This is a genomic window from Chitinophagales bacterium (genome assembly GCA_019638515.1).
In the GTDB taxonomy this organism is placed as follows: Bacteria; Bacteroidota; Bacteroidia; order Chitinophagales; family LD1; genus UBA7692.
Window position 1 is genome coordinate 147,762 of record JAHBTS010000001.1, and the last position, 20,299, is coordinate 168,060.

Genomic DNA, 20,299 nt, shown 5'->3' on the forward strand with positions numbered 1-20,299 from the left:
GAGTAAGTAATGTGCCGTAAAGTTACAATGAATTGAAAATTATCGAGCGTAATTCTGCGAGTGTTGTGCGGGCTGTAAAGGTTTTCTTGAAGATTAGGTGCAAAACCGATATTCTTTTTAGCATTTGTTAGCATGAATTGAATAAAAAGATAATTTTACCCGCTTAAACATTATCTGATTATGGGTGCTATCAGAGCAAAAATTTCAGTTCTTTTTTTGTTGGCAGTTTTAAGTGTAACTGCGCAGCAAACTACCTTTAGAATCAATTACGATATCAACAATTTCGATTTTGCTTCAAAAACGGTAGAGTCGGTTACTACAGGAAATTATGTATTGTGTGGTTGGAATACCAATATAATTCCAATAGTTTCTTCCATTACCGAGGTGAATGGAAATGGAAACGTAGTATGGTCAAAACGTTATGCTACCAATAGTTTGGCGTACCAGTTGAATGATCTTAGGAAAGATGCAGCCGCCAGCCAGTACTATGCTTGTGGTGGTACTGAGTCTAATGCAGGCGTTTTATTGGTGTTGAATAGTGCGGGCACTCCGGTTATTTCTACTAATTTTTCTATGAGTGCGGCTACGGGTGTGTATTTTAATAGGTTAACTAAAGCAAGCGATGGCGGCTATGTGGTGGTTGGGTATGTAACGGGTTACGATCCCGATGGCGCAGGTCCTGAAATCAAGTTTTCGTCCATTACTTACACCGATAATAATGGCGATTCGCAAACAGAGCAAATTGGTTCGCCTATAATTGTAAAATTCGATGCCAATGGTAATCACTTGTGGCACCATGTTTTTAGATACTACAAAACTTCTGCCAAGTTACCTGCCGATAGAATTTACAACGATGCTTCTTTTACAGATGTGGTAGAAGTGAGCGATGGTTACATTGCCGTAGGTAGTTACGATGTAAACGATTTCCGATCAGCTACCAATAGCGATGGCGATGATGCCACCCCAACAGATGCCTTGTTTTTGAAAACAACTGCCAGCGGAACTATTACTTACCACCAGCAGATAGATGCACCAAGCACCTCTACTACCCAAAAAAGTAAAAATTTGGCATCTGCCAATAAAACAATTGCAGGGCTTCCGCTTATTGCAGGAAATGATGGCGATGGCAGACCGGGTTTATTGATGCGTTTGCCGGGTTCGGGAGGTTGGTCTGCGCCAACATGGATAAGAAAATACTCTGTGGGCAGCAACTTCATATTTGGGCAATATCCATTTATGCCCAATACTTTTTTTGAAACGGATGATGGTAATTATGCTACTTGGGCGCAAATGATTGCTCTACCTTCAATAACTGTTTCTTCTGCGTTGTTAAAAGTGAATCCGGCTAACGGAAGTGCTATTTTTGGTAAGCAATACAGTGTGAGCACATTTGCTCTACTACCAACCGGACAGCAGGTTTCAGATAAAGGCTATATCAGTTTATCGCTTGCGGGCGGGCTTACTAATTTCGATTTGCAGTTAATAAAAGCAGACTCGGCAGGAAATGCTCCGGCAGATTGTCCACAAACAGATTTGTCGCCTACCAACGAAACGCCTTCATATTCTTATGCCAGTCCTTACTACAATAGTTGGAATGCAAATGCTGTTTCTAATAATTCCGTATCTCCCATAGTTACTAATCTTTCGGTGGCGCCCAATGTTTTGTGCCGCACAATTGCTTGTAATCCTAAACCTGCAACTCCAACGGCAGCGGCAAGCCCAGCCACTATTTGTGTTGGTCAGTCTTCGCAAATTACAGCTTCGGGAGGTAGTAATGTTACATATAGAATATATACGCAAGCCAATGGGGGAACTTCTATTGGAACGGCTCCTATGACAGTTACACCTTCGGTTACTACTACATATTATGTTGAGGCAGATGATAATAATAATCCGGGTTGCGTGAGTGCATCGCGTGTGCCGGTTACAGTTACGGTAAACCAACTTCCGGATAATGTGGGCGCTATTTCTGGCTCTGTGAGTCCTTGCCCGGGAGCTCAATCTTATGCTATAACTGCGGTAAACAATGCCACAGGTTATAGTTGGTCTGTGCCACCTGCAGGCGGTAGTGTTACTGGTGGTGGAAATTCTACCAATGCCACCATTACTTGGACGAATGCAGGCTCTTATGTAGTTACGGTTACTGCTTCTAATAATTGTGGTTCTAAACAAGGAACGCTAACTGTAAATGTACAGAGCGGCCCTCCTACAAGTATTGGTGCTATTACCGGAAACTTGAACCCATGCCCCGGTAGCCAAACTTATACAGTGCCGGCAGTAGCAAATGCCACTAATTATGTATGGAATGTATCTGGAGGAGGCTCGGTTACGGGCGCGCAGGGTTCTACTTCCAATACCATCAATTGGACTACTGCGGGTGGTCCATATACAGTAAGTGTAACGGCAAGTAATGGCTGTGGCTCGGTGGGGCAAACCGCACAAGTTACAGTGCAAAATGCTGCACCTTCAAACTTAGGTACCATAACAGGAAATGCCAATCCATGCCCGGGCAACCAAACTTATAGTATAAATGCGGTGCCTAATGCTACTTCATATACATGGGCAGTTTCGGGTGGTGGTAATGTTACTTCATCGCAGAATAGCGCTACTATAAATTGGCTTACAGCCGGAACTTATACAGTAAGTGTTACAGCTAGTAATACTTGTGGCAATGCTACAGCAATACTTTCAGTAACTGTAAAAACAGCGCCTCCTACTTCAGTGAGTGTAATTTCCGGTAGTAATAATCCATGCCCGGGTACCGAAACATATTCTATTACACCTGTAGCCGGAGCTTCTAGTTACCAATGGAGCGTTTCTAACGGAGGCACTATTACGCAAGGACAAGGCACTACTTCCATAAATGTAAATTGGACAACACCGGGCGGCATTTATACCGTAAGTGTGCAGGCAAGCAATGATTGTGGTAATGCATCTAATACATTAAGTGTAATGGTGCAAAATCCACCACCTGCTCAGCCTGGAGCTATTGTTGGCGATACCAGCGTGTGCGTGGGAAGTAAAACTTATAGCATTGGCCCGGTTGCCAATGCTACTTCATACACATGGGCAGTTTCGGGTGGCGGTACTATTACGCAAGGACAAGGAGCATTGAATCCAACCATAAACTGGACTACAGCCGGAACTTATACAGTAAGTGTTACAGCTACCAACAGTTGTGGCAGCAGTACTGCAAGCGTATTAACGGTGCGGGTTACAGATGGCGCGCCTGCCAATATTGGTAATATAAATGGCGGAGATGTTGTGTGTAAAGGCTCGCAAGTATATAGTGTTTCAAATGTATTGGGCGCCACCAGTTATACTTGGACGGTTGGCAATCCCGGCAGTATAGTTTCGGGACAGGGTACACCATCTATTACAGTAAATTGGCCGGGAGTATCGGGTACTTTCCCAGTTACTGTAGTGGCAAGTAATGTTTGCGGCAGTTCTACTACGGCTTCTTTAAATGTAACGGTTTCTGATACCACACCGCCTGCGCCTGCTGCAATTACAGGCAATACTTCTCCATGTCCGGGCACATCGGTTTATACCATTAGTGCAATAGGGCAGGCAACTGCTTACAATTGGACTCTTTCAGGTGGCGGTACAATTATTTCGGGTCAAAATACTACTGCTGTAACTATTGATTGGACAACAGTTGGTGGTCCTTACACATTATCGGTTACGGCTCAAAATGTGTGTGGTTCGAGTGTGCAAACAAGTCTTACTGTTAACGTATTGAATGGTAGTGCACCTGTATTGGGCGATATTACTGGCGATACGTTGTTCTGTCCTTCCAACAAAACATACAACATTGCTGCGGTGCAGGATGCTACCGGCTATGTGTGGAATGTAACAGGCGGTACTATTACTTCGGGGCAAGGTACCACATCGGTAGATGTAAGTTGGACTCAATCGGGGAGTGGAACCGTGAGTGTAATTGCCAATGGCTCTTGCAGCAACAGTTTACCTAAAACTATCAACATTACAGTAAAACCGGATGCGCCTGCTAAGCCAGGAAATATAACGGGCTTGCAAACTATTTGTGGTGGTGTAAGCGAAAGTTATTCTATTCAAAGTGTAGCTAATGCTACGAATTATGTGTGGGGGCTTTCCGGAGGAGGAACTATAGTTTCGGGGCAAGGTACTACAAGCATCAATGTAGATTGGGGTAGTACCAGCGGTACATTTACTGTTTCTGTGTATGCAGAAAACGATTGCGGGCAAAGTGCTGCACAAACCATTCAAGTTCAAGTACAACCGGCTGCTCCTGTTATGAATGCCGTAATTGCTGGCGATAGTGCCCTGTGCCCAACGCAAGCTGTATATGGTATTCCTGCCATTGCAGATGCTACTTCATATAATTGGACACTCTCTTCGGGTGGTACTATTGTGGTAGGGCAAGGTACTACGAGCGTTACCGTAAATTGGACAACTGCCGGCACACACACATTGAGTGTAACCGCAGAAAATACTTGTGGTATTTCTGTTGCAGCTACTAAACAGGTTACGGTGCATCCTTCGCCCACAGTGCCTACGGCTACTTCGCAAGATGCTACTATCTGTGAGGGCAGCAGCACTGTGCTTACCGGAAGTAATTCGCTGGGAGGTAATGTGAGCTATAATTTTTACGATGCCGAAACAGGGGGCAATTTAGTAGGCACAAGCCCGCTTACGGTGGCACCAACTATTACCACAACCTATTATCTTGAGTCTGTAAACGAGTATGGTTGCCGCCACAATGGCACTAGGGTTCCGGTTACCGTTACGGTAATTAAAGCACCAACTGTGCTTAGTGTTACAGCAAGCGATGCCTCGGTATGTTATGGCGATTCTGCAGTGCTTACAGCCACAGCTTCGCAAGGTGCTACCATTACGTGGTGGGATGCTCCAATCAATGGAAATGTAATTGGAACAGGTGCTACTTTAAATACCGGATCGCTTTCGCAGGCTACAACCTATTATGTTTCTGCAACTACTTCCAGTGGCTGTAAAACCTTAGAAGCACGAAAAGATATAACAGTAAATGTAAAACAACTTCCGGTGGTAGAACTTACCAGCGACAAAGAAGAGAATCGTATTTTCCCGCAAGAAAAAATTGTGTTTACAGCAAATCCTTCCGGTTATGCCAACTACGAATTTTTTGTGAATGGGAAATCGGTTCAATCGGGTACCGAAAACACCTATGCTTCTTCTAAATTCAATAATAAAGATACGGTAGTAGTAGTTGCACAAGACAATGGTTGCCGGAGTGTAGCCGATACTGCCATTGTGCGTGTAGTAGATTTTCCCAATGCTTTTACGCCTAATAAAGATGGAAGAAACGATGTGTTTTTAAAGGATTACGATTTAGTGATTTTAAACCGTTGGGGGCAAGAACTTTACAAAGGAACAGAAGGTTGGGACGGCACTTACAAAGGTGCTAAAGTTTCTCCGGGAACCTATTTCTACATTGTGGAATTAGAAAATATTACGGATAGAAAATCGGTAGTAAAAGGAACTGTATTGCTCATTCAGGATTAACGAAAAAGACACACCATTTGTAACATGAATTATTATACCGAACATTTTGTTTCTATGAAAAACAAATGCCGTTTAGCCATATTGTTTGCTGCCATGTTATTTGCGGGAGCACTCCATACTCATGCTCAAACCGATATGGAAATTGCAGATGCTGCCTTTGAAAATAAGGAATATGCTACCGCATTAAGCATGTATCAAAAACTGTTTGAAAAATCGAAGAGTACTAAAAACACAGGAGATTTGAAGTTTAAAATTGCAGAAAGCCTTCGCTATACGGGCAAGGGTTTAGAAGCAGTAAAGTGGTACGATAAAGCAAAGGCTGGCGGCTATAAAAATCCAAACTATTTATACCATCAAGCCAATATCTATTTACGCTTGGGCGACTATGCCAATGCTAAAACAAAAATAACGGAATTTCTTGCCGAAGTGCCGGACGACAAAGATGGCGTACTCATTTTAAGCAACTGCAATTACGCATTAGGTTTACCTAAAGATTCATCGCTGTTTACATTTAAAAATGAAAACTCGGTGAATACAAAGTACAATGATTATGCGCCCATTCAAATAAAAGATAAACTCTACTTTACTTCTTCTAAAATAACAGATGAAAAGACCGACAAAACGTACTCGTTTGATGGTGAAGGTTTTTCAGATATTTATGTTACAGCGTACAGCAAAGAAGATAAAAGTTATGCCAAGCCTAAAAAAGTAGATGTGCTGAATACGCCATTCAACGAAGGTGTATTAACCTATTGCGAGGCAACCAAAACAGCTTATTTTACAAAGTGTAACGACAATAAAAGCAAAGAAGAACACTGCGTGATTGTTGAAACCACTTTAGGTGCAGATGGCGATTGGAGCGCTCCCATGCCTATAAAACTTGCATTTAGGCAAGTGGCAGATATGGAGCATCCTGCTATTTCGCCCAGCGGCAGCAAGTTATACTTTGCTTCTAAAATGGAAGGCGGCAAAGGCGGCAGCGATATTTGGGTAACCAAGAAGAATGGCGATGAGTGGGGTGAGCCCGTAAATGTAGGCTCGGTAATCAATACCGAGCGCGATGAGATGTTTCCGGTAATGCGCGATTCCGCTTTGTATTTTTCCAGCGATGGTTTACTCGGTTTAGGAGGATTAGATTTGTATTTTTCTATTCTTAATAGCGATGGAAATTTTTCAAAACCTACCCATTTAAAGCCGCCATTTAATAGCAGCAGCGATGATTTTTTTCTTACATACACCGGAGCCGAAAAAGATAAAGGCTTTTTTACCTCCAACCGCATAGGCGGCATAGGTGGCGATGATGTTTACAGTTTTTACCTAACCCCGGTATTGCTTACCGTAAAGGGAAGAATTGTAGATGTAGATAACAACCAACCAATTGCCAATGCACAAGTAGTTTTAACCGCAGCCGATGGCTCCACCGATACTGCTTTCACCAATGCAAACGGAGAGTATGTTTTCAATCTAGATAAAGATAAAGACTACAAGATAAACGCCATTGCTCCAGGCTATTTTGGCGACTCGAGAAAGCTAACCACACAGGGCGAAAAATTTAGCAAGGAGTTTTCAAAAGCTACCGGACACAACTACGATTTTAGCATCAAACGCATACCTAAAGAAGAAATAAAGATTGAAGATATTTTTTACGATTACGACAGCTACACGCTACGCGAAGAGTCTAAACCGAGTTTAGACAAACTGGTGAAGTTGCTGGAAGATACACCGGAAGCACTGGTGCAAATTAATTCGCATACCGATGAACGCGGCAAACTCGATTACAACATGAAACTTTCTGAAAATCGTGCTAAAAGTGTAGTAGATTATTTAATTGAAAAAGGCATAAGCGCAGGAAGGCTCTCATCTAAAGGCTTTGCCAGCACACAACCGGTAGTTAAGAATGCCAAAACGGAGGAAGATCACCAGAAGAACCGGAGAACTACGTTTCAGGTTTTAAAAAATAATTAAAAGAAAAGAGTACAGGAATAACCACATCTTAAAATTTGAATAGATGAAACAGTTTTCGAACAAATTGTTAGCCGCAGTTGCCATATTGTTTTTTACATTTTCTACACAGGCACAAAACGAAACGGTAATTGCGCATTTTATGTATCACAGCCATGTGTTTAATCCGGCAGTGGCAGGCAATACGCGCGATATTTACATTAGTGCATTGGCACGCCAGCAGTGGGTTGGCTTTAAAGATGCACCTTCTACGCAGCTAATAGATGCCTATGGTTACATACCGCAAATAAAAGGCGGAATAGGCTTAGTGGTAATGCACGATATGCTAGGGAAAGAGCGCAGTATTTCTGCTAGGGTTTCGTATGCCTATTCGCAGCGTTTGGCAGGTGGTAAGGCGTATCTTTCTGCCGGAGCCAGTTTGGGATTGCTTAACCGCTCTACTCGAGGCACAGACTTGGTGTATCAGCAAGATGCAGACCAGAGCGGAATTTACAATAACACCAGCCGCTTTAAGCCATATTTTGCATTGGGATTGGAGTTTACGGGTTGGAATACAACAGTTGGTTTTTCGATTACGCATTTAGATCAATCGCAAAAAGATGCTACGGTATTTAAAGTGCCGCGCCACTATATGGCTTATGCAAAATACAATTGGGAGATAAATGAAAAAGTAAGCCTTACTCCCGGCATTTTTGTGCGCAGCAGTGTGTTTATTACACAAGCAGAAATAAATATAAACGCAACTTTCCGTAAACGTATAGTTGCCGGTTTAATATACCGCAGCAACGATGCCGGAGGAGCTTTGCTGGGTGTACACATTTGGAAAGGCCTATTTGCCAGCTATTCTTACGATTTCAATTTTGGAAAACTTATGAGTCACCAAACAGGTTCACACGAAATAAATGTGAGCTATACCATTAAGCCCAAAAAGGCAAAGCGTCCGTTCTATAAATCGCAACGCTACATGAACTAATGGTAAACAACCGTTAGCTTATTTTTTTTCGGTTGGCTGCTTGGCTATGCTTTCGCGCATAGAAGTGTCTGCCTGTACGTTTTGCATTTTGTAGTAATCCATTACACCGAGTTGCCCGTTGCGGAATGCTTCGGCCATTGCCATAGGAATTTGAGCTTCGGCTTCAATTACTTTTACGCGCGCTTCTTGGCCTTTAGCTTTCATTTCTTGTTCCAATGCAATAGCCATGGCTCTGCGTTCTTCAGCTTTTGCTTGTGCAATATTTTTATCGGCATTGGCTTGGTCTATTTGCAAACCTGCACCAATATTTTTTCCAATATCAATATCGGCAATATCAATAGAAAGAATTTCAAATGCCGTGCCGGAATCTAAACCTTTTGCCAGCACTACTTTTGAAATAGAATCGGGATTTTCCATTACCAACTTATGCGATTCCGAAGAGCCGATAGAGGTTACAATACCTTCGCCAATTCTTGCCAATACGGTTTCTTCGCCTGCTCCGCCCACCAACTGCTTAATGTTGGCTCGCACGGTAACGCGCGCTTTGGTAATCAATTGTATGCCATCTTTGGCAACAGCAGTTACCGGAGGCGATTCTATCACTTTTGGATTTACAGAAAGTTGAACGGCTTCAAACACATCGCGACCTGCTAAATCAATAGCAGTAGCTGCCTTAAAGTCAAGTTCTATATTGGCTTTATCGGCACTTACCAATGCGCGAACTACTTTCATAATGTTACCGCCCGCCATGTAGTGTGCTTCTAATAATTTATGTTCCAATGGAATGCCCGCTTTAGTAGCTACTACCATAGAATCTACAATTGAATTGGGGTTTACACGCCTAAAGCGCATTACTACCAAATCGAGTAGCGGAATATGCACATCGGATAGTTTTGCCGTAATCCAAAGCCCTACGGGAAAAAACCACATGAAAAGCAGAAAGAAAACAACAGCAATTATTGCAAGGAAAATAAATGGAATGCCCATTAGTCAGATTTTTAAATGGTTAGTTGAATGGGTGATGAATATAGAATTTTTTCTTTCACAAGTGGAGTGGGCTCGTTTTTTTGTGGTCTAAAACTTTGGAAGGCGGGCGTGGGTCAGTTTGTTTTTTATTATTTTGGGGTACAATTCTGAGTATATGGAGTTAGACGATATTCAACGTGTTTGCCACTCGCTGCCCGCAGTTACCGAAGATTTGAAGTGGGGAGGCCATCTGTGTTTTTCTGTAGGAAAAAAGTTGTTTCTAATTACTTCGCCCGATAACTTTCCGGTAGATGCTTCATTTAAAGTTTCTGATGAAGATTTTGAAAAACTTACCGCACGCGAAGATTGTATTCCGGCTCCATACCTTGCCCGCAATAAGTGGATAAAAGTGGCTGATATTCGCAATTTTACAGACAAGGAGTGGCGGCACTATTTAGAACAAGCACACCGTATTATTGCTTCTAAACTATCGGGGGCGGAGCGGCTGCGCTTAGGTATAAAATAAGCGTTATTGCAGCCACGATTGCATTGCAGCCATGTGGTGAAATTTGTAATCGGCAATGGCAAATTTAGGGTTGGTAAAATCAAGTTCGGTAGGAATGGCGGCACAGGTCATTTTAGCAGCTTTTGCGGCAATTACTCCGTTTAAGGAGTCTTCTATTACCAAGCATTTTTCGGGTACTACACCTAGTTGCTTAGCTGCTGTAAGAAATACGGCAGGGTGCGGCTTTCCATAGTCTTCAAACTGTGCCGAAACCAATGCGTGAAACAAGTGTGCGCCTCCCAAGCGGTGGGCTGTTGCCTTTATGAGCCGCAAGGCAGATGAGGATGCCACAGCTACTTTTACATGGCTGCTGCGGATAGCGTGTATGGCACTTTCTACTGCAGGCATTAGTGGTGCTTCGTGCAGCATGTAGTATTCCATTTTGTCTAAAACCTCTTGTTCTATTTGGTGTATGCTTTTGCCTTGCCAAGGATGTAGGTTGTACCAGTATTTTATTGTTTCATCGAAACGGAAGCCGGTAGTTTTCATACAGTCGTTTTCGGTAAGTTGCAAGCCAACGGTGGCAAACACTTCTATTTCTGCTTTTCGCCAAAATGGCTCGGAGTCTATAAGTACTCCGTCCATATCAAAGATTACGGCTTCAAAGGCATGTATGTTTTTCATTCTAAAATTTACACAATCGTAGTAAAAGTTTTCAAGCAGTTGTATCATAAAATTTCACTAAGCCGACATATTTCACATCTTTGCTTGCAAACAATATCCAACACTTTAACTCGTTTTGGGAGTTCTATTTACAGCATGAAACTATTTGTTTACTTACTTCTATTATCTGTTTTTATTGGTGCCACAGCACAAGATGCACTCATTCCGCTATCGGGCAATCCTGCCTTGGGAGTAAAGTATAAAGGCGCAGCCAATATTGGTGCTGCACGCCACAATGCCCAAGGTAATTACATAATTGAGGCAGCTTCTAAAAAAATTCCTTTTGTAGATGATTTTTCGGTGGTGCGGCAGCGCACATTTGCCTTTCCTGAAAACTATGTGTACGATTCTATTGTGAATGCTTCGGGTCCTTGTTTAGATGCTAATCTTATTACCTCTATTACCGGGCGTTTTCATCTGCAACCTTCATGGAATTATTCGTATAATATCAATACCCAGCAAGTAGATTCTACGCCAAAAAGCCCGCTTACTTTTAATTATTTTTCTTCTACAGGCACTAAGTGTTTAGATGTGGTTTCATATACATATCAATTTTATCCGGAGTATTACACTTATACGTTTAATACTACTACCGGAGCAAAAATAGATTCTGTGCTAATGGTAAACGACTCTATAAACCCCGATACTTTGTTTGATTATGCTCCGGTGCTGTATCGCGCTTTGTTAGATACTAACTGGCTTTGGATGGATAATGCTGCGTTTATCAATAATACACTTTCTATATTTCCGCCAACAATTGGTGTGGCTACCTTAGATGGCTTAAATGAATATGGAAGACCACACGATCCATTTATTCAGCAAAGTTCTTACGGTACGGCAGATTACCTTACTTCGGTACCATTAGACTTGGGCAGTTTTGTTGAGGCCGATTCTTTGTATTTCAGTTTCTTTTACCAGCCAATGGGCTTGGGCGATTATCCCGATAAATTGGATTCGCTGATAGTGGAGTTTAAGAACGAGTACACCGATAAATGGGATGTGATATGGAGCCGCCCGGGATACAATAGCATTCCTTCAGGAAGCGATTTGGAATTTAAGCAAGTGCTGTTGGGCTTCCCTGCAAAGCAAATACCAATTAAGAATTATTTCTACGATGGATTTCAGTTCCGTTTTCGCAATAAGGCATCGCTTACCGGAAACAACGACCATTGGCATGTGGACTATGTGCGCTTAGATAAAAACAGAAGCATAAACGATACGCTTATAGACGATATAGCCATTATTAGTCCGCTTGGTTCTATGCTCAAGAACTATTACACCATGCCGGCCGACCAATATACCGGAGCCGATGATTTAACCGACACCATGAACCTGTATGTGCGCAACTTAAATTACTATAATAACAATGCTCCGGCTACTAACTTTGAAGGTTTTGGACTTGAAAAATTTCCGGCATCAAGTTCTGTGTATGTAGCGCCTATTCAAACATTTAACGCAGGATATTCAAGCACTATCAGCCGAAATCCTAAGGCAGATTTTAGTGTTCCCGCAGCATTGGGTAATACCGATTCTGTAGCTGTTTTTATGAAAGAATGGATAAGCCCGCTCGACATCTTGCGCACCAATGATACGGTTGCCGCTACGCAGGTTTTTGCCAACGAATTAGCATACGATGATGGCACTGCCGAAAAGGCTTATGGCTTGTTTGGCGATCCCAACAAAATTAAAAAGTTTGCTTACGAGTTTAACTTGAACAAAACCGATACACTCACCGGATTTAAAATATTTTTTACCAATATAGATGAGAATGTAAGCAACTTAGTTTTTCAATTTAATATTTGGGATTCGCTGGTGTTGCAGCAGTTTAACCCTCCCGCTCCAATTTGGGAGTCTAATAACAGAACTCCGCAATACATAGATTCAATAAATGGCTTTGCAGTATATCGTTTAGATACAGCCTTGATTGTAAACAAGAAAATTTATTTCGGTTGGACCCAAGACGATTTTCGCAATTTGCAAATTGGTTACGATAGAAATAGCAGCAAAGGTTGCGGCCATTACTTTATTTACACCAATGCTACATGGAAGCAATCGAGTATTTGCCAAACCCTTCCCGGATCGGTAATGATTCATTTATTGTTTGGCGATACTTCAAAAATTATGCCTACGCACATTAAAGATATTAGGAAGGAAACATTGGATGTAAGCGTGTATCCCAATCCTACCAACGGCCTATTGTATATTCAAAGCGATATTGCTCCCGGCAATTGCGAAATAAAATTGCTGGATATACTTGGCAGTGTGCGTATGAGTAAGCTGCTTTCGAGCAATATGGTAGATATGCAGCCATTAGAAAATGGCATGTATTTACTTTACATAAAAGATACTGTAAGTGGCCGCACTGCCATTAAAAAAGTATTGAAAACACAGTAGGTAAACCACTGCTACTTTTTGAAATATACAGGCATAGATAAATTCAAAAAATGAATAGGGTGAAAAACAACTTGCCCTAAGGTGTTGAATTCTATGGCAGGAAACGGAAGTTTAATAATGTTGAGCGCCTGTAATACTACCTTTGCAAACTTGTTGTTGGTTTTTACTTTAGTTAAATCGGCATCAATAGAAATAAAAAATTTTCGATAGCGTTTTACATCAGTTCTGTCTACTAGATTTCCATTTTTATCGCGCCAAGTATTTTCAAAACCGCCATACATATTTCCCGCACCGTAGCCTATGGCAATATTCAACCACTTAGCGTGCTTTTGCGATTTAAAAAACGAAGCCGTATTAAAGCACAACCAAGTATTGATGTTGTTGTAATCTTTAATTAGTTTTTCGCCAAACGAAGTGCCAAATAAGTCATCGGCACGCTGCTTTAGTTCACCGCGTGGATATGGATTTAAGTGTATGGAGTACTTTAATTGAATGCGTTGCTCACCCCAAACAGCATACTGCGTTGTGGCCAAGGCTGCGCCCAAAAAGTTGGCTGCAAAATCGCTGCCGCTCGCGCCCCATTTAGACGAAAAGCCATCTAGTACTTCAATAAAAGAAATAAAGGTAAAGCCCATTGCACCCGAAGTAAGTGCAGCAGGAACTCGCTTCATTCCACTCCAGCGCAAGGCGTGGTAGCCATATACCGAAATAAAATAGGCAGCAGAGGCATGGCCGCATTTATCAATTTGGTTCCACTCTTTAGAGTCATCGAAAAAATGAAATTTGCTGCGAGCGTATTGTTCGTACCACACGCGATCTAAACCCACCATAGCAAGTGCAAAAACTCCGGTAGAAGTGCCTACTACACCGCCAACACGCTTTTTGTTTAGCGTAGATGCATTTTCTAACCAGTGCTTCTTTTTAATAGTAATAGCAGAGTCGGGAATCAATTGTTTAAAAACTGGCGAAATGGGAGTTGTCGTATTGTTTTCAAAAGCTGCTTGTGGCAGTAGCAGAGCGGTTTCGTTTTGTGCTGCCATACTCACAGGCAGCAAACCAAGCAGCGTTGCCAATATTAAATTTTGCAACCGTAGGCAGAATGTTCGACTTTTTGCTATTTGTTTGCAATACATCGCTTGCGAATAAACAACAAAAAGTATGAAGCACGAGAAATTCATTAATCGTGAAATTAGTTGGCTGAGTTTTAACGAACGAGTGCTGCAAGAAGCCGCAGACCCTAAAGTGCCCATTATTGAAAGATTGCGCTTCTTGGGAATTTTTTCTAATAACCAAGATGAGTTTTTTAGAGTGCGGGTAGCTACCGTAAAGCGCTTTGTTGAGTTGGGGAAGAAAACAAAAGACATTCCTATACCAAAGCCCAAAAAGCTATTGGAAGAAATTCAGGAAATAGTTATTCGGCAAACGGTTCGTTTTGAAGCCGTGTATGCCGAAATAGTGCAAGAACTAAAGCAGCATAAAGTGTTTTTAATAAGCGAAACACAACTTACCAAAACACAAGGCGATTTTGTAAAGAATTATTTTAATGAATATGTGCGCCCCGCCTTGGTGCCAATTATGCTGAACCAAGTTGCCAAGTTTCCCTACTTAAAAGGAAAAGCCATTTACCTTGCCATAAAACTATCGAAAGCAGACAATACTAAACTGGTACAGTACGCACTTATTGAAGTGCCTACCGAAGTGGTAGATAGGTTTTTGGTGCTTCCCTCTGCTTCGCAGCAAAAGCATATTATACTCTTAGACGATATTATCCGCTATTGCCTGCCCGATATTTTTGCCCAGTTTGATTTTACGGTGTTTGAGGCATGGACAATAAAACTGACGCGCGATGCCGAGTTGGATATTGATAACGATATATCGCAGAGTTTTATAGATAAAATATCTAAGAGTGTAAAAGCACGCCAAAAGGGCTTGCCTGTACGTTTTGTGTTTGATAATACTATTGATAAACAGTTGCTTCAGTTCATTACTTCTAAAATGAATTTAAAGCAACTTAGCAATTTAATTCCCGGTGGGCGGTATCATAATTTTAAAGACTTTATACGCTTTCCGAATGTGGGTGGCAAGAACATGGTTTACACTCCGCATAAGCCACTCACGCATCCGGCTTTCGCCAGCAACAAAAGCATGTTTGAAGTGTTGCGGAAACAAGATGTGATGCTGCATTATCCATATCAAAAGTTTAGCCATTTTATAGACTTATTGCGCGAAGCAGCCATAGATCCTAATGTAAAGAGTATTAGTATGACCTTGTACCGCCTTGCTAAAAACAGTATGGTGGCAAATGCTTTGGTAAATGCGGCTAAGAACGGGAAAAAGGTTACGGCAATCGTTGAATTGCAGGCGCGCTTCGATGAAGAAGCAAACATACGTTGGGCAAAAGAATTGCAAGACGAAGGTGTGCATGTAGTATATGGTGTTTCTGGCTTAAAGGTACACAGCAAATTATGCCTTATTGAGCGTCTCGAAAAAGGAAAAATTAAGCGCTATTCCAATATCACCACGGGCAATTACAACGAACTTACTTCTACTATTTATGCCGATGATTCGCTGCTTACTTTTAACCAAAAAATTGGGCAAGAAATTGCCGATATATTTGAGTTCTTTTTGAAGAATTACAAGCAGCTAAACACTAAGCAATTGGTGGTTTCTCCTCATCAAACACGCAGGCATTTTTGTAAGTTGATAGATCATGAAATAGAAAATGCCAAGAAAGGAAAATCGGCATCTATTTTTATAAAACTCAATAGCCTTTCCAGCGAAGATATGGCTCGCAAACTTTACGAAGCTAGTAGAGCAGGCGTAAAAATACGTTGTATTATTCGAGGGTTGAGCGTGTTGGTTCCGGGTATAGAAGGGCAAAGCGAACATATAGAAGCCATTAGCATTGTAGATAAATTTTTAGAGCATTCAAGGGTGTTTATTTTCGAGAATGGCGGCAAGCCGCTCTATTACATAAGTAGCAGCGATTGGATGACGCGCAACTTAGATAATCGCGTAGAAGTAAGCTGCCCCATTTATGATGAAAAAATACAGGCAGACTTGCGCCAAATGCTCGAAATTCAATGGAGCGATAATGTAAAAGCCAGAATAATAGATGCAGCTCAGCGCAATCAGCATCGCCCTACTCCTGCAAAAGGAAGCGTACAAGCACAAGATAAAATTTATGCATACTTAGCTAAAATGGAAGCATCGTAAATATGCCTGTTACAGCATCTATAAGTGAAAGTGAATTGCTTTATTTGAAGCGGGCTGCTGCTCTAAACTCAATATTTTTCTTGAGTAACTTTTAGTAGAGAATAGAGCATATCTTTTGCCCTAAAAAGCTGGGCTTTTACTGTGCCCAAAGGAATATCTAACTGCTCTGCAATTTCTTCGTAGCTTAACTCTTCAAAATAGCGAAGTTCAATAAGCTGGCGGTATTTGGGCGATAATTTTTCTATTACCATTCTAATGCGCTCGGCTCTTTGCTCTTTAATAATACTTTGTTCCGGATTGGGATTGTGATCCGGCACGGCAATAGTAGGCGAATCGCCATCTTCGTTTGTAACTGCAGTAGAATCGAGCGATGTTGTTTGTAATCGTTTTTTGCGAATAAAATCTATACAGTTATTGGTAGCAATTTTAAATAACCATGTGCTGAATGCGTATTCGGCACTGTAATTTTTTAAGTTATTGAAGGCCTTGCTGAATGCTTCTTGCGCTAAATCTTCGGCATCATCGCGGTTGTGTACCATTTTTAACACCATGAAATATATGCTTTCGCGATAGCGCTCCATCAGCTTGCCAAATGCCTGTTGGTTGCCTTGCTGTGCGAGCGTTACCAATTCCATGTCTTCTTTGGCACGCGGTGAAAATTTTGAATTCAGTTCCAAGTTTTCTTCCCTTTAAGAAGCGATAATAAAAAAACAATCAATAGATAGAAAATGAAAATTAGTTGCAAGAGCGGTATCCACTTCACTAAGTCTGTTTGAGCAAACTTTTTGTAGGCTTTGAAAGACAAAGCAGTTTGCAATGTTAGCCAAAGAGGAATACTTAGCATAAGCAAAGGTAAGTGCAAAATGCTGCAAATAGGAATGGCTATTGTTAGAAATTGTGCAAGCGCAAATAAAAACAGCAGTAGTTGATCCTGTTTTTTATAGTAATAGGCAGCTTGTACATGCCTTGCTTTTTGCCTAAAAAATATTTGCCACGATGTAGCTGCATGTGTAAATACAAAGCTATCGGGTTGCAGGCACAATGCCACATTGTTTTGAGTAGCAGTGGCATTTACAAACAAATCGTCATCGCCACCAGCAATGGCATGCGTAGTGTTTTGGAACCATTGCAAAAAATCGCTTTTGTAGAAAGCCATATTTCTGCCAACGCCCATATACGCATTTCCTTGTGCGGCTTCAGAAAAGTAAAGCCAAGCGGTTTGGGTGGCTTCGAAGCGAATAAATTTATTGAGTAAACTTCTTTGTTGGTAAAAAGGCGAAAAACCCAACACCAACCTTGTATTGCCATTGAGGTAGGTGCTCATGTGTGCAGCCCACAGGGTACTTGCCGGAAAGCAGTCGGCATCGGTTACTATTATTTTTTCGGTAGTGGCTGCTTGCAATGCTTTTAGCAATAGTAATTTTTTGCCCGGTATGTTTTTTTCTGCTTCGCTTACTTCAATAATATGTAGCTGAGGATGTGTGCTTGCTAATGTTGCAAGTACATCTGCGGTATGGTCGGTACTGCGATCGTTTACCACAATTACGGTAGCCTCCAAATGTTGTTGGGCTAATATACGTGGCAGATTTTCTTCGAGGTTTTTAGCTTCGTTATGAGCGCAAATAATAATTGAAATGGGTTCATGATTCTGCTGTGGTAGCATGGTTGGTGTAGCAGGTAATTTTCTTCTTACATAATGGAAAAGAAGAAATGCTATGCACACTATTTGTATCGGTAAGCAATAATGTAGAACGGCTTCGTTCATTTTTTTAGCTGCTTTTTAAAAAGCAACACAATGTAAAAACTATTTTCGCCTGCGAATGAGTTTTACCATAAATGCAAAAGATGCCGGTAGCAAAGCCAGAGCCGGGGTTTTAGAGACGGCACATGGAGCCATAGAAACACCCATTTTTATGCCTGTGGGTACGTTGGGCGGAGTTAAGGCGGTGCACTTTAAAGAGTTGGAAAGCGAAGTGCAGGCACAAATAATTTTAGGCAATACCTATCACCTCTATTTGCGCCCGGGTACCGATGTGTTGCAGCAGGCAGGCGGCTTACACCGTTTTAACGGTTGGGCCAAACCTATACTTACCGATAGTGGAGGTTATCAAGTATATTCCCTTGCCGATATGCGAAAAATTAAAGAAGAAGGTGCCACTTTTCGCTCGCATATTGATGGTTCAAAGCATCTTTTTACGCCCGAAGGTGTAATGGATATTCAGCGTAAAATAGGAGCCGATATTATAATGGCATTCGATGAATGCACACCTTACCCGTGCGATTATAGGTATGCCAAAAAGTCTATGGAACTTACGCACCGATGGTTGGAGCGTTGTGTAAAAAGATTTTCGGAAACAAGCCCGCTTTACGGTTATGAGCAAATGCTTTTTCCTATAGTACAAGGCAGTACTTACAGCGATTTGCGGAAAATTTCTGCCGAGTTTATTGCTTCGCAAAATATGAAGGGAAACGCCATTGGCGGTTTAAGCGTGGGCGAGCCGGCAGAAGAAATGTATGCCATGACCGAAGAGGTATGTGCTATATTGCCTTCGGATAAACCGCGCTATCTTATGGGGGTTGGCACACCTGCCAATATATTGGAGTGTATAGCGTTGGGTGTAGATATGTTTGATTGTGTAATGCCTACCAGAAATGCGCGAAACGGCATGTTGTTTACTTCGCAGGGAGTCATCAATATTAAAAACGAAAAATGGAAGAGCGATTTTTCGAGTATAGACGAAAACAGTACCAGCCCATTAGTGCGCAATACTTCTAAAGCATTTTTGCGGCATTTATTTCAGAGTGGCGAAATACTTGGCGGCATGATAGCTTCGGTAAATAATTTGAGTTTCTATTTAAAAATGGTGAAGGAGGCTCGCAGTAAAATTTTAGAAGGCACTTTTGCTGCTTGGAAAAACGAAATGACTGTAAAATTCATGCAACGATTGTAGTATCATGAAAATTTTAGATCGCTATATTCTCTTTAAATACTTAGGAACTTTCTTCTTTATTATCAGTTTGCTTATTGGCATAACTGTAGTAATAGATATTAGCGAAAAGGTAGATAATTTGGTAGAAAGCGATGCTACACTTTGGATGATTATTACCGGATATTATTTCAGTTTTATACCTTACATTACGGCATTGCTGGCACCTTTCTTTGCATTGGTGGCAGTAATATTTTTTACCTCGCAGTTGGCGAGTCGCTCCGAAATTATTGCCATTTTAAATAGCGGAACCAGTTTCTACCGCATGTTGGTTCCTTACTTCGTTGGCGCTACCATTCTTGCTGTTGGGTTGTGGTATTGCAACAACGAGTTGGTGCCTATTGCCAATAAAAAACGCTTAGAGTTTGAGCGCACTTATATCTACAAACGCAATTTTGCCATTCATTTCAATTTTCATAGGTGTATTGCTCCGGGCACTTTTATTTATATTGAAAACTATAATCCCGATGAGGCAAATGGCTACAAATTTTCCATAGATAAGTTTGTGCACGATTCGCTGGTTTTTAAGTTGAGGAGTTCAAAAATTGAATGGCAAAAGGATAAGAAGAAGTGGCGTTTGAGCAATCTTTACACACGCACCAGAAACAAAGATGGTACCGAAACCATTACCCAAGCAGCATCTGCCGATTCGGTGTTTTCGTTTGAGCCTAAGGACTTTAAATTTACCGATAATTTAAAGGAAGAAATGACCACTTCGCAGTTGGTAGATTATATTCACTATTTGCGCCAACAGGGATTAACCGGAGATGAATTTTTTGAAGTAGAGCGCTATCGCAGAACGTCTTCGGCTTTTAGTATTTATATATTAACGCTAATTGGTGTAAGCGTGGCATCGCGGAAAATGCGTGGCGGTATGGGTTGGCATTTGGTGTTGGGAATTGGATTGAGTGCACTCTATGAAGTTATTATGAAATTCTCCATTACGTTTTCAACCAATTCAACCTTGCCGCCAATTATTGGCGTGTGGATTCCTAATATCATTTTTGCTGTAATAGCGGCTTACTTGCTTAGGAAAGCGCCCAAATAGAG

13 protein-coding genes are annotated in these 20,299 nt (G+C 41.5%); 8 read left to right on the forward strand and 5 right to left on the reverse strand.

The features are described from left to right. Window positions 1-180 precede the first annotated feature (180 nt). Genes KF872_00725 through KF872_00735 form a run of 3 tightly spaced genes read left to right on the forward strand, consistent with a single transcriptional unit; the run spans window position 181 to window position 8,458 of the window. Window positions 181-5,523 carry a PKD domain-containing protein gene (locus KF872_00725; protein ID MBX2902046.1) on the forward strand — a complete coding sequence of 1,781 codons (5,343 nt, stop codon included), beginning with the start codon at window positions 181-183 and terminating at the stop codon, window positions 5,521-5,523. Window positions 5,524-5,577: 54 nt separating this feature from the next. Next, window positions 5,578-7,488, forward strand: a complete 1,911-nt coding sequence (locus tag KF872_00730) for an OmpA family protein (GenBank protein ID MBX2902047.1) — start codon at window positions 5,578-5,580, stop codon at window positions 7,486-7,488. Window positions 7,489-7,531: 43 nt separating this feature from the next. Further along, on the forward strand, window positions 7,532-8,458 hold the full coding sequence (locus KF872_00735; protein MBX2902048.1) for a PorP/SprF family type IX secretion system membrane protein: 927 nt from the start codon (window positions 7,532-7,534) through the stop codon (window positions 8,456-8,458). Window positions 8,459-8,476: 18 nt separating this feature from the next. Here KF872_00735 and floA read toward each other — a convergent pair whose 3' ends face one another. Continuing rightward, a complete protein-coding gene (gene floA / locus KF872_00740; protein ID MBX2902049.1) occupies window positions 8,477-9,445 on the reverse strand; it encodes a flotillin-like protein FloA in 969 nt (322 codons plus the stop codon). Window positions 9,446-9,599: 154 nt separating this feature from the next. On the opposite strand from floA, the gene KF872_00745 reads away from it, so the two are divergent. Next, entirely contained in the window at window positions 9,600-9,950 is a 351-nt protein-coding gene (locus KF872_00745; GenBank protein MBX2902050.1) for an MmcQ/YjbR family DNA-binding protein, read from the forward strand. 3 nt (window positions 9,951-9,953) lie between these two features. On the opposite strand, the gene hxpB is transcribed toward KF872_00745, so the two are convergent. Next, window positions 9,954-10,661, reverse strand: coding sequence for a hexitol phosphatase HxpB (gene hxpB / locus KF872_00750; protein MBX2902051.1), 708 nt, complete (start codon window positions 10,659-10,661; stop codon window positions 9,954-9,956). An 87-nt stretch (window positions 10,662-10,748) separates the two neighbouring features. On the opposite strand from hxpB, the gene KF872_00755 reads away from it, so the two are divergent. Continuing rightward, on the forward strand, window positions 10,749-13,046 hold the full coding sequence (locus tag KF872_00755) for a T9SS type A sorting domain-containing protein (GenBank protein ID MBX2902052.1): 2,298 nt from the start codon (window positions 10,749-10,751) through the stop codon (window positions 13,044-13,046). 11 nt (window positions 13,047-13,057) lie between these two features. On the opposite strand, the gene KF872_00760 is transcribed toward KF872_00755, so the two are convergent. After that, the gene (locus tag KF872_00760) at window positions 13,058-14,134 is read right to left on the reverse strand and encodes a DUF2279 domain-containing protein (protein MBX2902053.1); all 1,077 of its coding nucleotides are present in this window, start codon (window positions 14,132-14,134) and stop codon (window positions 13,058-13,060) included. Window positions 14,135-14,204: 70 nt separating this feature from the next. Between KF872_00760 and ppk1 the strand changes: the two genes are divergently transcribed. Then, window positions 14,205-16,262: a polyphosphate kinase 1 gene (gene ppk1, locus KF872_00765; GenBank protein ID MBX2902054.1), complete on the forward strand. Its 2,058-nt coding sequence runs from the start codon at window positions 14,205-14,207 to the stop codon at window positions 16,260-16,262. A gap of 68 nt (window positions 16,263-16,330) precedes the next feature. Here the strand turns inward: ppk1 and KF872_00770 are convergent, their stop codons facing one another. Continuing rightward, complete coding sequence (locus tag KF872_00770; GenBank protein MBX2902055.1) at window positions 16,331-16,939, reverse strand: sigma-70 family RNA polymerase sigma factor; 609 nt, start codon at window positions 16,937-16,939, stop codon at window positions 16,331-16,333. Next, on the reverse strand, window positions 16,930-18,027 hold the full coding sequence (locus KF872_00775) for a glycosyltransferase (protein MBX2902056.1): 1,098 nt from the start codon (window positions 18,025-18,027) through the stop codon (window positions 16,930-16,932). The genes KF872_00770 and KF872_00775 overlap by 10 nt, the downstream gene beginning before the upstream one ends. 55 nt (window positions 18,028-18,082) lie before the next feature. Between KF872_00775 and tgt the strand changes: the two genes are divergently transcribed. Together tgt and KF872_00785 are read left to right on the forward strand one after the other, a co-directional pair. Continuing rightward, complete coding sequence (gene tgt, locus KF872_00780) at window positions 18,083-19,213, forward strand: tRNA guanosine(34) transglycosylase Tgt (GenBank protein ID MBX2902057.1); 1,131 nt, start codon at window positions 18,083-18,085, stop codon at window positions 19,211-19,213. Between the two features lie 4 nt (window positions 19,214-19,217). Beyond that, on the forward strand, window positions 19,218-20,297 hold the full coding sequence (locus tag KF872_00785; protein ID MBX2902058.1) for an LptF/LptG family permease: 1,080 nt from the start codon (window positions 19,218-19,220) through the stop codon (window positions 20,295-20,297). Window positions 20,298-20,299 lie beyond the last annotated feature (2 nt).

Bases quoted from the DNA above. Each gene is read 5' to 3' on its own strand.
- KF872_00725 (MBX2902046.1), top strand. From the start codon at position 181: ATGGGTGCTATCAGAGCAAAAATTTCAGTTCTTTTTTTGTTGGCAGTT.
- KF872_00730 (MBX2902047.1), top strand. From the start codon at position 5,578: ATGAAAAACAAATGCCGTTTAGCCATATTGTTTGCTGCCATGTTATTT.
- KF872_00735 (MBX2902048.1), top strand. From the start codon at position 7,532: ATGAAACAGTTTTCGAACAAATTGTTAGCCGCAGTTGCCATATTGTTT.
- floA (MBX2902049.1), bottom strand. From the start codon at position 9,445: ATGGGCATTCCATTTATTTTCCTTGCAATAATTGCTGTTGTTTTCTTT.
- KF872_00745 (MBX2902050.1), top strand. From the start codon at position 9,600: ATGGAGTTAGACGATATTCAACGTGTTTGCCACTCGCTGCCCGCAGTT.
- hxpB (MBX2902051.1), bottom strand. From the start codon at position 10,661: ATGATACAACTGCTTGAAAACTTTTACTACGATTGTGTAAATTTTAGA.
- KF872_00755 (MBX2902052.1), top strand. From the start codon at position 10,749: ATGAAACTATTTGTTTACTTACTTCTATTATCTGTTTTTATTGGTGCC.
- ppk1 (MBX2902054.1), top strand. From the start codon at position 14,205: ATGAAGCACGAGAAATTCATTAATCGTGAAATTAGTTGGCTGAGTTTT.
- KF872_00775 (MBX2902056.1), bottom strand. From the start codon at position 18,027: ATGAACGAAGCCGTTCTACATTATTGCTTACCGATACAAATAGTGTGC.
- tgt (MBX2902057.1), top strand. From the start codon at position 18,083: ATGAGTTTTACCATAAATGCAAAAGATGCCGGTAGCAAAGCCAGAGCC.
- KF872_00785 (MBX2902058.1), top strand. From the start codon at position 19,218: ATGAAAATTTTAGATCGCTATATTCTCTTTAAATACTTAGGAACTTTC.